A 13,044-nucleotide genomic window follows, 5' to 3' on the forward strand; every position below is an offset into this window, starting at 1 on the left:
GCCTCAAAAGAGTGGGGATTCAGTTAGCACCGAAACCTCAAGTGAAGTTCAGGGAAGCGTTGTAAGTCCCTGATTTTCTTGAGTCGCCAAGACTATCCACTGCTTCTGTGGATAACTTTGTGGAAAAACCTTCCCGCCGGCCTGCAAACCCTTGTGCCACCGGGCTTCTGCTTAGCTTGCCTCATTTCGTGGCACTGGCGACGTTCTTATATGAATCAATCACTTAGCTTGAGTACTCAGGGAATATTCGGGCTTGCCCGGATGACGTGGCGAAAGGCTTGACGGCAGCCGAAAATGGGGATAAGTCGCTTGCGTTAGCACAAATTCACGCGCAATTTCGGGCGCACCCAGGCCTTGGGGTATGCGGCTGTCCCCAGTCGCTGTGGATATCTTTGTGGGTGCGTTGGCGATAGTCTGGCTAAGTGCTTGTGGGGCTTGGAGCTTTGTTGCTCTGCTTAAAAATTAGACAGCGAGCCTCATATTTGCGGGCAATGCCTGAGGGGGCGCTTGAAACGTCCCGCTAAAATCAGCCGATTTGCACAACACCAAAAACTCGATGGATCAGGCACAGATGGGAAGGGCGGCGGCTCGGACGGGCGCCAGGCATGTTGATTGTTTCGAGTTGAAAAGTGCCAACCTGAGCGCGTTGGCCCTGGTTTTGAAGTCTGCCGATCTGGAAGAACTGGCGCTGGCCTTGGCGGAAAAATTTGGCGACACGCCTGACGTGTTCAGCCAAGAACCCCTGTTGTTGGACTTTAGCCATGTGCCGCGGGCGGCTCATATCGAGCCCCTGCATACCGAGCCTACGCAATTGAGCCTCGGGCAGGCGGACGAGCCTTTGGCGCGTCACATCGATATTGCCGCGTTGGTGGCCTTGCTGCACAGTTACCGCCTGCAAGCAGTCGCTGTGCTGGGCGCCACCCCTGAGGAGTTGGCGCAAGCCTTGAGTTTGGGCCTGGCTGAAGCGCCGCCTGAAGACGGCCCGCGCCACGAGGCGCCGCACGTTGTGGCGCCTGCCCAGGACGTTGTGCGGGAAGTCATCCGCGAGGTGGTCCGTGAAGTGCGCGTTGAAGTCCCCGTACCGGCGGAAGGCGGGGTCAAGACCCTGATCATCGACAAGCCCTTGCGCTCGGGGCAGCAGGTCTACGCCAAGGGTGGCGATCTGGTGGTGCTGGCCTTGGTCAACCATGGTGCCGAGGTGATTGCCGATGGCAGCATCCATGTGTATGCGCCTTTGCGAGGCAAGGCGATTGCAGGCGCGCGGGGCAATACCGAGGCGCGCATTTTTGCGATGAGCATGGAGGCCGAGTTGATTGCCATCGCCGGCACCTATCGGACGACCGAAAACCCACTACCCGACACCGTGCTGGGCAAGGCCGCGCAGATTCGCCTGGACGGCGAAAAGTTGGTGATGGAAGCCTTGACGCTCTGAATGTGTTGCACGAGGGGGCGACGCCATGTCGACCCCGCCGGAAATTTTTGAAGATTGACTGACGAAGGATTGAAATCGATGACCAAGATTGTCGTGGTGACTTCCGGCAAGGGCGGCGTGGGCAAAACCACCACCAGTGCCAGCTTTGCAACCGGCCTGGCTTTGCGGGGCCACAAGACCTGCGTGATCGACTTCGATGTGGGCTTGCGCAATCTCGACCTCATCATGGGTTGCGAGCGCCGTGTGGTGTATGACCTGATTAACGTCATCAACGACGAGGCCAAGCTGAGCCAGGCCCTGATCAAGGACAAGCAGCTGGACAAGCTGTTTGTGCTGGCTGCCTCCCAAACGCGTGACAAGGACGCGCTGTCGGTCGAAGGCGTTGAGCGCGTGCTTGAAGAGCTCAAGGCCATGGACTTTGACTTCATTGTCTGCGACTCGCCGGCGGGCATCGAGACCGGGGCGCTGATGGCCATGCACTTTGCCGATGAGGCGCTGGTGGTGACCAATCCCGAGGTGTCCTCGGTGCGCGACTCTGACCGCATCCTTGGCATGCTCAACAGCAAGACCCGACGGGCCATCGAAGGCAAAGAGCCCATCAAGGAGCACCTGCTCATCACTCGCTACAACCCCAACCGGGTTGAGGGCGGGCACATGCTGTCGCTGGAAGATATCCACGAGATTTTGCGCACCCCACTGATTGGCGTGATCCCGGAATCCGATGTGGTGCTGCAGGCCTCCAACCAAGGCTCACCGGCCATCCACATGCAAGGCAGCGATGTGTCGGAAGCCTACAAGGATGTGGTGCGCCGATTCCTGGGTGAGGAACGGCCCATGCGCTTCATCGAGGCGATCAAGCCCAGCCTCTTCAAGCGCCTCTTTGGCGGCAAATAAGGAGTGGCTGAGATGGGATTCCTGAGTTTCTTCTTGGGCGAGAAAAAAAGCACCGCCAGCGTCGCCAAGGAGCGTCTGCAGCTCATCCTGGCGCATGAGCGCAATGGCCGCAGCGCCAAGCCCGATTACCTGCCTCAGTTGCAGCGTGAGTTGGTGGCGGTGATCTCCAAATACGTCAACATCAATCCGAACGACCTCAAGGTCACGGTTGAGCACGAAGGCGATCTGGAAGTGCTTGAAGTGAAGATCGAGCTGCCCGAGTCGGCACGCTGAAATAAAGGGTCAGGCAAAACCTGACCCTTTTTTGCTTATTTGCCTGCCTGAGGCCGTACCGTCTCAGGCGCCGCGTTGCTGGCGCTGGCGGGCCTGCTCCCGCAAGGTGAACAAGTAGAGGCCCTCGACCTTGGCGCGCGCCCACGGGGTTTTGCGCAAAAATTTCAGGCTGGAAGCCACGCTGGGGTCGCTTTGAAAGCAGCGAATGGCAATGCGCTGCCCCAGTTCTTCCCAGCCATAAAAATCAGCCAAAGCGGTGACCATGGCCTCCAGTGTCAGGCCATGCATCGGGTCTTTGTTGCCCGTGCTGCTTTTTGAAGCTTTGTCAGCGGCGCTCATTCGTGGTCGAACTGGCGCCAGTTCTTGCCCTTGAATTGCGCGTAGAACGATTTGATGTTCAGCATGTCGGCTTCAATGTCTCCCGTGGGGTTGAATTGCGGGCCCAAGCCGCTGAGCTTGCGCTCATAGTCCATATAGGCCATGACCAGCGGCACCTGCGCGGTGTGGGCGATCCAGTAGAAGCCGGTTTTCCAGTAGCGTGTCTTGCGGCGTGTGCCTTCGGGCGGCACGATGAGTTGCACCGGACCGTCCGCCGCTTTCAAGGCCTCAGCCGAGGCCGCCACCAGATTGCTGGACTGCGCACGGTTCACTTCAATGCCGCCCAGCCAGCGCATGATGCCGCCAAACGGAAAGCGGAAGATCTCCTGTTTGCCCATCCAGTAAATGTTCAGCCGCAAGGCGAAGGCCACCATCAAGGTGTAGGGCAGGTCCCAGTTGCTGGTGTGGGGGGCAGCAATCAGCACGCTCTTGTGCTGGTCGGGGGTCAGTTGTCCTTCGATTTTCCAGCCGGTCAGTTTGAGAAAGCCGATCGAAAAAGCGCGCAGCATCGTGTTGACGACGGGCGTTGTGAATATGGTTCTGTGCATGTTGAGCCGGGTGAGTGGCAGGAAAAAAAGTTCGAAGCGACCTTTCGTGTCGGGCGATTATCCCGCGCCTCGCTGGTGGCCTGAGCAATTGCCTGATTTTGGTGCAATCCAGCAATCTGCCTTGCGTTTCAATCACTTAGCGGGCGCGTGCTCAGGCTATGCACGGACTTGTCCACAGTTGCTGTGGATTTGATGCGGTACGCCGCTTGCGTCACTCGCTTGCTTCATGCCCTTGTGGTCAGTCATAACGCAGCACAACATCGGTGCGGGGCAAGGCCACGCACGGCAGTACACAGCCCTCCGCCTTCTCTTCGCGGGAGAGGCCCGGCCAGTCAATGCGGTACTCGATCAGGCCCAGGGTCAGATGGCACAAACAGGCCCGGCAGGTGCCGTTGCGACAGGAACGGGGTAGCTCAACGCCGGCATTCAGGGCGCTCTGCAGCAACGGTTCGCCAGGGCTGGCACTGAAGCGGGCCGTGTATTTGCCTTCGATTTGTACCTGCAGCGGGGCCTTGAATTCTTCAGACATCGAACGGGTGGTGGTGAAATGGATATTGTCGGCGCCCATGGATGAGGCTGGTGGAGGGGGCGATTTTTTCGGGCAGGGCGATGATCACCGACAATCAAAGGTTGGGCTGCCCCGCCGTTGCGGGGCGGTGAAGCATTTTTCTTGAACCTTGGATGGTTGGCGCTGTCGTGACTCCCTTGAAGTACCTCAATGGCTATTCGCCGGAGCTGCAGGCCCAGGTGCACCAATTGATCGAAGCGGGCCGCTTGGGTGAGGTGTTAGCGCGCCGCTATCCGGAGGCGCATGCAGTTCGCAGTGATTCGGCTTTGTTCGACTATGTGCAATCGTTCAAGCAGCGCTACCTGCGCAATGCGGAGCCCTTGTCCAAAGTGTGTTTTGACGCCAAGTTGAAGGTGGTGCAGCACGCTTTGGGCACTCACACGCGGGCGTCACGTGTGCAGGGGAGCAAGCTCAAGTCTAAGCGCGAGATCCGCGTGGCCACGCTCTTTCGCGAGGCGCCCGCCGAGTTCTTGAAAATGATCGTTGTTCATGAACTTGCGCACATCAAGGAGCTGGATCACAACAAGGCGTTTTACCAGTTGTGCCATCACATGGCGCCGAACTATGGCCAGTTGGAATTTGACCTGCGCCTGTACCTGACGCACCTGGATCTGAAGCCATTGGACCTGCAGGCCAGCGAGGTCGCGCCATGATTTTGCTGGCGCCCATGGAGGGCTTGCTGGACCACATGTTGCGGGACGCGCTGACGCGGGTGGGCGGCATTGATCGCTGCGTGTCCGAGTTCATTCGCATCACCGACATGCTGATGCCGGATCGCGTTTTCACCCGCATCGTGCCAGAACTGCTGACCGGTGGCATGACGGCAGCCGGCGTGCCCGTGCGCGCGCAGCTGCTGGGCTCTGACCCGGTGTGCATGGCCGAAAACGCTGCGAAGTTGGCCGCGCTGAGGCCCGAAGGCATCGACCTCAATTTTGGCTGCCCTGCCAAATGCGTGAATCGGCACCGTGGCGGCGCGGTCTTGCTGGACGAGCCCGAGTTGATCTACGCCATCGTGGCGGCGGTGCGCCGTGCCATGCCGGCTGGCATGCCCTTGTCGGCCAAGATGCGCCTGGGCTATATGGACGACTCAAAAACGCTTGAATGCGCGCAGGCCATGGTGGACGCGGGAGCCGAAGAGCTGGTGATCCACGCCCGGACCAAGGCGGATGGCTACAAGCCGCCCGCCTACTGGGACCGCATCGCAGCCGTGCGGGCCCAACTGGCGGTGCCGGTGGTGGCCAACGGCGAAATCTGGACCGCTGCGGATGCCGCCAACTGCCAGGCGCAAAGCGCTTGTCCTGACTTGATGTTGGGGCGAGGGATGGTGGCAAATCCCGGGTTGGCCTGGGCCATTCGTGCACCGGAGGCTGCGCCTTTGCCCTGGACACAATTGCTGCTGGTGATGCGCGATTTCTTCAAGGCGGTTCAGCACCATGTCGCTCATCGCCACCAAGCAGGGCGTCTCAAGCAGTGGTTGAACTATCTGCGACGGCACTATCCGGAAGCAGGTGAGGCCTACCTGCGCTTGCGCACGGTCAATTCGCCGGAAGACCTGCACCAGCAACTGTTCGGTGCACTGCCCGACGCATTGCTCGCCTGAAACCAAGGAAAATACGCGGCCATGAAATCCAGTAAATCCGTGTCCGGCCTGGCGTCTTTGAGCAGCTTGGTCTACTCCACCGAAGTCGGGCGTACTTGCCCGACGTGTCGCCAAGCCAAGGCCGATTGCCGTTGCGGGCGCCCGGTTTTGCCCAAGGGCGATGGCATCGTCCGAGTCTCTCGCGAGACCAAGGGGCGAGCCGGCAAAGGCGTCACCCTGGTCAAGGGCGTGCCTTTGGATGAACCCGCACTGATCGCCCTGGGCAAGGAGCTCAAGGCCGCTTGCGGCTCGGGCGGTACGGTCAAAGACGGCGTCATCGAAGTGCAAGGCGACCATCGCGAGCGGGTCATCGAATTGTTGAAGAAGAAGGGCAGTTGGACGGTCAAGCAAGCGGGCGGTTAACGGAGACTTTTTTCACGGTTTTGCGGTGCAGTGGGGCAGAACGCCACACCCTGGGATAATCCCGCGATGAACGCCACCCCTTCGAACGACAAACTCGCCTTCGCCGCACTCCCTTTGAGCGCGGCCATGCTGACCAACCTGGAGCAACTGGGCTACAGCCAGATGACGCCCATCCAGGCGGCCGCGCTGCCCTTGGCCCTGGAGGGCCATGACCTGATCGCTCAAGCCCAGACGGGCAGCGGCAAGACGGCGGCCTTCGCCCTGTCTTTGTTGCATCGCCTGGATGCCAGTCGTTTTGATGTGCAGGCCCTGGTGCTGTGCCCGACGCGCGAGTTGGCCGACCAAGTGACGCAAGAGCTGCGGCGCTTGGCGCGTGCTGCCGACAACATCAAGATTCTTACCTTGTGTGGCGGTACGCCGATGAAGCCGCAAATGGACAGCCTCGGTTTTGGCTGCCATATCGCCGTGGGCACACCGGGCCGGGTGATGGACCATCTGGAGCGAGGCAGCCTCAACCTGAAAGCATTGAACACGCTGGTGCTTGACGAGGCCGATCGCATGCTGGACATGGGCTTCTTCGACGACATCGCCACGGTGGCCAAGCAAGCGCCCAAAAAACGTCAGACCTTGTTGTTCTCGGCCACGTATCCGGAAGGCATTGCGAGCTTGAGCGCGCAATTCATGCGTGAGCCCAAGGAGGTCAAGCTCTCGGCCTCAGCCGCGACGCAGGCCCCTGCGCAGATTCGTCAGTTGGCGTTTGAGGTGCGGGAAGATCAGCGCCTGCATGCCGTATCGCAGTTGCTGGCGCATTTTCGGCCGGCCAGCACGATCGCCTTTTGCAATACCAAGCAGCAATGCCGCGATCTGGTCGATGTGTTGCAAGGCCAGGGCTTGATTGCCATGGCCTTGCATGGCGACCTGGAGCAGCGTGACCGGGACCAGGTGCTGATCCAGTTTGCCAACCGCAGCTGCTCGGTGTTGGTGGCCACGGACGTGGCCGCGCGCGGGCTCGATATTGCGCAGCTGGAATGCGTGATCAACGTCGACATGACCCCCGATATGGAGGTGCATGTGCACCGCATCGGCCGCACCGGCCGGGCTGGCGCTGAGGGCCTGGCCTTGAGTCTGGCCAGCCTCGATGAAATGGGCCGTGTGGGCCGCATCGAGCAGATGTTGGGCCGCGAATTCAAGTGGCAAAAGCTAGAAGACCTGACACCCGCGCCGGGGGGGCTCTTGTTGCCGCCCATGGACACCTTGCAGATTCTTGGCGGCCGCAAGGAGAAGATCCGCCCTGGCGATATTTTGGGTGCCTTGACCGGTGAAGCGGGCTTCAAGTCCGAGCAGATCGGCAAGATCAATATCACTGAATTTCACAGTTATGTCGCTGTGGCGCGGGACATCGCGCGCGAGGCCGTCAAACGCCTCAGCAACGGCAAGCTCAAAGGGCGCAAGGTCAAGGTTCGCCGCATGGCGGACCTGGGTGAGTTGGCCTGACAGTGCTCAATTCTTGATGGCAGCTGTTGTTTTTGGCCCTCGGGTACCCAATTCGTGACAAATTGATGTCATCCTGATTCCTAGTCCACCGTAAGGCCTTCTCCGACGTTATTTCGAGACGTATGCACATGGTGCACCCCTCAATTGGGGCCTAGTCTTGGAGCATGCAGGCATTGAACATGTCTGCAACGTGGGAGAAGGTCATGAACACTTTGATGAACACTGTAACGAAGCAAGACCCGAGTACCAGCCAGTTTGAGTTGCGGTTCCAATCTCTGTTCCACACCGGCAAGGCCTTGGCCTTTCCTTGCAATTCAAGTGGCATCGTGCAGCTCGACGCATTGAGCGAGAAGGCACTTGAGAACTATCTGTTCGCCCGAGCGGTGGTGGGGCGTGAATACGCCGCGCCGCACGTGCAGGCTTGCGGCGCCTGAATCGCCCAAAGAAAAAGCCGAACCCTTCGGTTCGGCTTGGTGCTTGATCGTTGGCGTTGACGTTGACGTTGGTTCTCCCGCTTCAAGCGAGAGAACCCAGGATGACAAGTCTTACTTGCCCCAGCCGTCGCGCAGCCCGGTGATCTTGTTGAACACGGGTTGGCGGGCCAGATGGTCGACGTTGTCGCTGACGAAATAGCCGTGCCGCTCGAATTGCACCTGCAAGCCGGCAGGCCAGTTGTTCAGTGAGGGCTCCAGATAGCCGGTGACTACCTTGCAGCTGGCAGGGTTCAGTTCTTGAATGAAGTCGGTATCGCCCGCGCCCGGTTGGGCCGCGGTGAACAGACGGTCATACAGACGCAACTCGGCGGCAACCGCCTCATGGGCGCCTACCCACGTGATCACCCCTTTGACCTTGACGCTGTCCGCGCCAGGGGTGCCGCTCTTGGTGTCTGGCACCACGGTGGCGAGCACGGCGGTGACTTTGCCGTCGGCGTCTTTCTCGCAGCCCGTGCACTCGATCACATAGCCGTATTTCAGACGGGTCTTGTTGCCCGGGAAGAGGCGGTGGTAGCCCTTGCTGGGCACTTCCATGAAGTCTTCTTGTTCGACCCAAACCTCGGGGCCCAGGCTGAACTGGCGCAGGCCCATCTCGGGGTGATGCGGGTGGGCCGGGGCGCTGCAGGCTTCACGGTGCGCGTTGCTGCCAAACAGTTCAGCCCAGTTTGTCAGCTTGAGCTTGAGGGGGTCCAGCACGGCGCTGGCGCGGGCGGCCTTGCCTTCCAGGTCGGTGCGCAGGCAGCCGTCCAGCACCGAGTACTCGAGCCATGAATTGCTCTTGGTTACACCCGTTGCTTCCACCATGGCACGGATGCTCTCGGGGGTGTAACCACGCCGGCGCATGCCCACCAGGGTCGGCATGCGGGGGTCGTCCCAGCCGGTGACATGGCCTTCGTCCACCAACTGGCGCAGCTTGCGCTTGGAGGTCACCACATAGCTCAAATTCAGGCGCCCGAATTCGTATTGGTGCGGCAGCGGCTGGGCCAACAAGCCGCCTTCGGCCAACTTGCCCAGCAGCCAGTCGTAGAAGGGGCGCTGGTCTTCAAATTCCAGGGTGCAGATGCTGTGGGTGATGCGCTCCAGCGCGTCTTCGATCGGGTGGGCGAAGGTGTACATCGGGTAGATGCACCACTGGTCGCCGGTGTTGTGATGGGTGGCGCGGCGAATCCGGTACAGGGCTGGGTCGCGCAGATTGATATTGGGCGAGGCCATGTCGATCTTGGCGCGCAGCACCATGGCGCCGTCTGGGTGGACGCCGTTCTTCATCTCCTGCAGGCGCGTCAGGTTTTCAGCGGGGCTGCGGTCGCGGAAGGGGCTGTTGACGCCGGGTGTGCTGAAGTCGCCGCGATTGGCGCGCATCGCCTCGGGGGTTTGTTCGTCCACATAAGCCAGGCCGGCGCTCACCAAATACTCGGCCGCACGGTACATAAAGTCGAAATAGTTGCTGGCGTAGAACAGGTGCGGCGTGGCCTTGCCCGCGGCATCCGTCACGTCCCAATTCCAGCCCAGCCAGCTGACCATTTCCTTGATGGCGTCGACGTATTCCTGCTCTTCTTTTTCAGGATTGGTGTCGTCAAAGCGCAGGTGGCAAATGCCACCGTAGTCGCGCGCCAGGCCGAAGTTCAGGCAAATGCTCTTGGCGTGGCCGATGTGCAGGTAGCCATTGGGCTCGGGCGGAAACCGGGTGCGGATCTTGGCGGGGTCCAGCGGGCCTGCGGCATGGTGGGCTGCATCGCCCGGTGTGCCGGCGAAGTGACGCGCAGGCTGCCCGGGTTGCTGCTCCAGGTCGCGCTCAATGATGGCGCGCAGGAAATTGCTGGGCTTGACGGTGGCGTCTTCGGAAGGCTTGGACATCGGAGGAGGCGAGGCGGCCAAATGCCGCCCGAAAGTTTGGGGAATGAGCGAAATGCGCGAGAAGCGCAACAAGCGCAAAAAGCGTGAACAGGTGATTTTATCGGGGAGCGGGCCGGGTGCCGCAACCGGCCCGCCCTGACAATCAAAACTGCTGGCTGTAGGCCAGCAAGCCGCTCATGGTGCTGCTCTTTTGCGTCAGCGGGCTGTTCTTTGCATCACCCATCAGCTGGCCGGCAGACAGGCCAAAAGAAATCCCCGATGTTGGGCTGAGGTAGTAGTTCAGTAGCACATTGGCGCGCACATCGCGCACCCCGCCCTTGGCTTGTGTTGCCGCATAGGCGCTGGTCAACGATTGGGCCGTGCTGACGCCGAAGAACTCTTGCATGTAGTCTGAGTTGGCCACGCTCAAGCCTGCGCCCATGCCCAGCACCCATTGGCGCGTCAGCGCCATGTGATAACTGACGCCCAAGTCGAGCAGCAAGCCTTTTTGCTGTTCGCCCGCGCCATAGCGCAGGGAGCTGGTCAGCTGCAGGCTGGGGCTCAGCGCGAGGTTGTAGAAGCCACCGATCTCGGGGCGGATCTTGATGTCGCCCATACCGCGCAGGTGGTTGTCGTCACTTTCTTTGCGACCCAGGTCGGCGGTCAGGCGAAGGCCGTACTGGGTTTCTTCGCTGCGCGAGAAGTCATAGCCCAGGCCATTGCGGACGCCTGCGAAGAAGCCATTGGCCCAGCGGTAGTCGAGGATCGGCACCACCCACAGCTTGCCGTCCTGCGCGCCGCGGTATTTGCTGACCGACAGCGCTGCCAAGCCCAGTGTGCCGCCGTCTTCATTGACCTTGGCGCCGTAATTGCGGTAAGCGTCAAACGACTGCGCTTGTGCGGTGGCTGCGAGGCCTAGGCAGGCCAGCAAGGCAAAAGAAATGGGCAGGGTCTTGTTGCGGATCGTCGAGGTCATGAAAGGGCCGATTCGTTGGAGTTTGCAATGGCGGCATTGTGCAAGTAAAAAGACGAGTTGAGCGCGGGCTTGCGGTCTTGCGGTCTTGGTGTGGCCTGCTGCCTGTCACAGTCCCTTGAACAGGTGGGCGTACATCCGACTGACGGCCAGTTTGTCCTTGGTGCCGTGCAGCTGCAGGGTCAGCTTGCCCGCCTCGTCGCGCACGGCACGCTGAATGGCATCGCTGCGCACCACCACGCCGCGGTGTACTTGCCAGAATCGCTCGCCGTCGAGTTGCGGTAGCAACTCCCGCAGCGAAATCCGGATGAGATGCTCTTTGTCGGCGGTCAATACGCGCACGTATTTGTCGGCTGCTTCGAAATAAATCACCTGATCGACGGGCACCATCAAGACGCTGTTGCCAACGTTAACCTGCAGCAGGCGCAGGGGGGCAGGCATGGCGGCTGTGTGGGGTGTGGGGGCCAAGTGTGCATCACCCAGCAGTGCAGGGGCTTGCAGCAGTTGCCGCAACTGGTCGATGGCCGATTGCATCGCGGGCAGCGGTGCGCTCACGCGCTGGGCCAGGGTCTGCTTTAGTCGTGCGCAGGTTTGTGCCAATCGCTCGGACTGCACCGGCTTGAGCACATAGTCGATCGCCGCGTGTTCGAAGGCTTGCAGCGCATATTGGTCGTAGGCCGTGACAAAGACCAGCAGGGGAAAGGGCTTGCCGTTCTGCGGCCAGTCATCGGCCAACGCGGCGGCGGCTTCAAGCCCGGTCATTCCGGGCATGCGGATGTCCATGAAGCAAATGTCGGGCAGCGATTGCAAGGCCATTTGCACCGCCGCGTGCCCGTGAGGCGCCATGGCAACCACGTTCAGCTCCGGCCACAGGTGCGCCAGCTCTTGGCGCAGGTTTTCCGCCAGCAGGTGTTCGTCTTCCGCGATCAGGACGGTGGGGGTGTTCATGTCGGTTCGGACGGTGAGGCTGAAGGTGTGGGAGATGACAAGGGCCGATCGGGCAGGGGCAGGCGAATGGTGGCCAGCGTACCGCTTGCCGGCGGCGCGCGTGAGGCAATCGTCAGGCTGGCCTGGGCGCCAAATTGAGTGCTCAGCCGCTCTCGTACTTGGTGGAGTCCGAAGCTGCTGTTTTTATCGGGCACTTTCTTCAACTGCATGCCGATCCCGCCATCCTGTACTTGCAGCAAGAGTTCGGGCCGGGATACGTGGTGGGTTACGCTGGCGCAAACGCGTAATTCACCCCCGGTGATGCTGGGCTCCAGGCCGTGCTTGATGGCGTTTTCAACCAGGGGTTGAAGCAGCAGGGGCGGCACCGGTAGATCCGCCAATTCGGGTGGCAGCAGCAGCACGGGCTGCAGGCGCGAGCCCATGCGCAGCTGCATCAAGGCCAGATAGTCCTGCAAGCGAGCAAATTCTTCACGCAACGGGTGGCTGTTGGCGCGCGATGCATTGAGCGTCGCGCGCAGAAAGCCAATCAATTGGTCCAACATGGTTTGCGCCTTGGCGGGGTCGCAGCCGATCAAGACGCGCAAGGTGGCCAGGGTGTTGAACAACATGTGCGGCTCCAGTTGCGACTGGAGCAGGCGCAGCTGGTTCTCGGCCGCCATGCGTTGTGCCGTTTGCGCCTGCACTTGCGCTGCTTGAAGCCGGGCACGGCTGACGAAGAAGTTGGTCACCGTGACGCCTGGCACCAAGGAGATCAGCAACATGCTGAGCGCCTGGCGCCAGTTGTCGCTGTGGATGCCGCGTGACTGGATGCCCGTCAACTGGTTGCCGATCATCGTACCCAGCTGATAGCCCAGCGTGGTGCCGATGATCAGGCAGACAATCATCAGGGGCCAGCCGGGCCACATGGCCGGCGGCTGATTGGCCGGCCGATAGCGATTGACCACCCGGGTGGCGCCCGCGCTGAAGGCCTGAATGATGCTCGAGCAACTGATCGATATGCACAGGCAATAGACAAAGCCCGGGAGAAAGGGCTGCTGCCACATCAAAGACATGACGCCACTCAGCACCAAGGCAATGACCAGCACCACACCTATCTGCCTTGCAGCACGTTGGCGCCAATTGACGGTGGGGAGGTCGGTCATCAGAGTCATGGCGGGAGGTGTTGGCCGGTCAAGGGGTTGGAGACAGGCGACCTGCTGCGGCGGCT

At 60.8% G+C, this 13,044-nt stretch carries 15 protein-coding genes; 8 read left to right on the forward strand and 7 right to left on the reverse strand.

Features of this window, described 5'->3' with window-relative positions; genetic code table 11:
- Nucleotides 1-571 precede the first annotated feature (571 nt).
- From minC to minE, 3 genes are all read left to right on the forward strand, one after another.
- A complete protein-coding gene (minC, locus tag PRZ01_RS03780; protein ID WP_273595659.1) occupies nt 572-1,432 on the forward strand; it encodes a septum site-determining protein MinC in 861 nt (286 codons plus the stop codon).
- Between the two features lie 78 nt (nt 1,433-1,510).
- Entirely contained in the window at nt 1,511-2,326 is an 816-nt protein-coding gene (minD, locus tag PRZ01_RS03785; RefSeq protein WP_273595434.1) for a septum site-determining protein MinD, read from the forward strand.
- Between the two features lie 12 nt (nt 2,327-2,338).
- Nucleotides 2,339-2,599 (forward strand): cell division topological specificity factor MinE, encoded by a 261-nt coding sequence (gene minE / locus PRZ01_RS03790; RefSeq protein ID WP_273595435.1) that lies wholly within the window; start codon nt 2,339-2,341, stop codon nt 2,597-2,599.
- A 63-nt stretch (nt 2,600-2,662) separates the two neighbouring features.
- Here minE and PRZ01_RS03795 read toward each other — a convergent pair whose 3' ends face one another.
- From PRZ01_RS03795 to PRZ01_RS03805, 3 genes are all read right to left on the reverse strand, one after another.
- Nucleotides 2,663-2,938 (reverse strand): VF530 family protein, encoded by a 276-nt coding sequence (locus PRZ01_RS03795; protein ID WP_273595436.1) that lies wholly within the window; start codon nt 2,936-2,938, stop codon nt 2,663-2,665.
- Entirely contained in the window at nt 2,935-3,525 is a 591-nt protein-coding gene (locus tag PRZ01_RS03800; RefSeq protein WP_273595437.1) for a 1-acyl-sn-glycerol-3-phosphate acyltransferase, read from the reverse strand. Before PRZ01_RS03800 ends, PRZ01_RS03795 begins: the two co-directional genes overlap by 4 nt.
- A gap of 238 nt (nt 3,526-3,763) precedes the next feature.
- On the reverse strand, nt 3,764-4,093 hold the full coding sequence (locus tag PRZ01_RS03805; RefSeq protein ID WP_338111446.1) for a 2Fe-2S iron-sulfur cluster-binding protein: 330 nt from the start codon (nt 4,091-4,093) through the stop codon (nt 3,764-3,766).
- Between the two features lie 128 nt (nt 4,094-4,221).
- On the opposite strand from PRZ01_RS03805, the gene PRZ01_RS03810 reads away from it, so the two are divergent.
- The 5 genes from PRZ01_RS03810 (at nt 4,222) to PRZ01_RS03830 (ending at nt 8,023) form a co-directional block, all read left to right on the forward strand.
- Nucleotides 4,222-4,746 carry a M48 metallopeptidase family protein gene (locus PRZ01_RS03810; RefSeq protein WP_273595438.1) on the forward strand — a complete coding sequence of 175 codons (525 nt, stop codon included), beginning with the start codon at nt 4,222-4,224 and terminating at the stop codon, nt 4,744-4,746.
- The gene (locus PRZ01_RS03815) at nt 4,743-5,693 is read left to right on the forward strand and encodes a tRNA dihydrouridine synthase (RefSeq protein WP_273595439.1); all 951 of its coding nucleotides are present in this window, start codon (nt 4,743-4,745) and stop codon (nt 5,691-5,693) included. The genes PRZ01_RS03810 and PRZ01_RS03815 overlap by 4 nt, the downstream gene beginning before the upstream one ends.
- 21 nt (nt 5,694-5,714) lie before the next feature.
- Complete coding sequence (locus PRZ01_RS03820; RefSeq protein ID WP_273595440.1) at nt 5,715-6,095, forward strand: translation initiation factor Sui1; 381 nt, start codon at nt 5,715-5,717, stop codon at nt 6,093-6,095.
- Nucleotides 6,096-6,161: 66 nt separating this feature from the next.
- On the forward strand, nt 6,162-7,589 hold the full coding sequence (gene dbpA, locus PRZ01_RS03825) for an ATP-dependent RNA helicase DbpA (RefSeq protein ID WP_273595441.1): 1,428 nt from the start codon (nt 6,162-6,164) through the stop codon (nt 7,587-7,589).
- 215 nt (nt 7,590-7,804) lie between these two features.
- Complete coding sequence (locus tag PRZ01_RS03830; protein ID WP_273595442.1) at nt 7,805-8,023, forward strand: hypothetical protein; 219 nt, start codon at nt 7,805-7,807, stop codon at nt 8,021-8,023.
- A 111-nt stretch (nt 8,024-8,134) separates the two neighbouring features.
- Here PRZ01_RS03830 and PRZ01_RS03835 read toward each other — a convergent pair whose 3' ends face one another.
- From PRZ01_RS03835 to PRZ01_RS03850, 4 genes are all read right to left on the reverse strand, one after another.
- Nucleotides 8,135-9,937: a glutamine--tRNA ligase/YqeY domain fusion protein gene (locus PRZ01_RS03835; RefSeq protein WP_273595443.1), complete on the reverse strand. Its 1,803-nt coding sequence runs from the start codon at nt 9,935-9,937 to the stop codon at nt 8,135-8,137.
- Nucleotides 9,938-10,079: 142 nt separating this feature from the next.
- Nucleotides 10,080-10,892, reverse strand: coding sequence for a MipA/OmpV family protein (locus PRZ01_RS03840; protein WP_273595444.1), 813 nt, complete (start codon nt 10,890-10,892; stop codon nt 10,080-10,082).
- Between the two features lie 105 nt (nt 10,893-10,997).
- Nucleotides 10,998-11,837, reverse strand: a complete 840-nt coding sequence (locus tag PRZ01_RS03845; protein WP_273595445.1) for a LytR/AlgR family response regulator transcription factor — start codon at nt 11,835-11,837, stop codon at nt 10,998-11,000.
- Nucleotides 11,834-12,979: a sensor histidine kinase gene (locus PRZ01_RS03850; protein WP_273595446.1), complete on the reverse strand. Its 1,146-nt coding sequence runs from the start codon at nt 12,977-12,979 to the stop codon at nt 11,834-11,836. The genes PRZ01_RS03845 and PRZ01_RS03850 overlap by 4 nt, the downstream gene beginning before the upstream one ends.
- Nucleotides 12,980-13,044 lie beyond the last annotated feature (65 nt).

Source organism: Roseateles koreensis (genome assembly GCF_028595305.1).
Classification (GTDB): Bacteria; Pseudomonadota; Gammaproteobacteria; order Burkholderiales; family Burkholderiaceae_C; genus Paucibacter_A; species Paucibacter_A koreensis.

Coding starts and splice junctions, on each gene's coding strand:
- minE (WP_273595435.1), top strand. CDS start 2,339: ATGGGATTCCTGAGTTTCTTCTTGGGCGAGAAAAAAAGCACCGCCAGC.
- PRZ01_RS03835 (WP_273595443.1), bottom strand. CDS start 9,937: ATGTCCAAGCCTTCCGAAGACGCCACCGTCAAGCCCAGCAATTTCCTG.
- PRZ01_RS03800 (WP_273595437.1), bottom strand. CDS start 3,525: ATGCACAGAACCATATTCACAACGCCCGTCGTCAACACGATGCTGCGC.
- minD (WP_273595434.1), top strand. CDS start 1,511: ATGACCAAGATTGTCGTGGTGACTTCCGGCAAGGGCGGCGTGGGCAAA.
- minC (WP_273595659.1), top strand. CDS start 572: ATGGGAAGGGCGGCGGCTCGGACGGGCGCCAGGCATGTTGATTGTTTC.
- PRZ01_RS03830 (WP_273595442.1), top strand. CDS start 7,805: ATGAACACTGTAACGAAGCAAGACCCGAGTACCAGCCAGTTTGAGTTG.
- PRZ01_RS03805 (WP_338111446.1), bottom strand. CDS start 4,093: ATGGGCGCCGACAATATCCATTTCACCACCACCCGTTCGATGTCTGAA.
- dbpA (WP_273595441.1), top strand. CDS start 6,162: ATGAACGCCACCCCTTCGAACGACAAACTCGCCTTCGCCGCACTCCCT.
- PRZ01_RS03815 (WP_273595439.1), top strand. CDS start 4,743: ATGATTTTGCTGGCGCCCATGGAGGGCTTGCTGGACCACATGTTGCGG.
- PRZ01_RS03850 (WP_273595446.1), bottom strand. CDS start 12,979: ATGACCGACCTCCCCACCGTCAATTGGCGCCAACGTGCTGCAAGGCAG.
- PRZ01_RS03795 (WP_273595436.1), bottom strand. CDS start 2,938: ATGAGCGCCGCTGACAAAGCTTCAAAAAGCAGCACGGGCAACAAAGAC.
- PRZ01_RS03845 (WP_273595445.1), bottom strand. CDS start 11,837: ATGAACACCCCCACCGTCCTGATCGCGGAAGACGAACACCTGCTGGCG.
- PRZ01_RS03840 (WP_273595444.1), bottom strand. CDS start 10,892: ATGACCTCGACGATCCGCAACAAGACCCTGCCCATTTCTTTTGCCTTG.
- PRZ01_RS03820 (WP_273595440.1), top strand. CDS start 5,715: ATGAAATCCAGTAAATCCGTGTCCGGCCTGGCGTCTTTGAGCAGCTTG.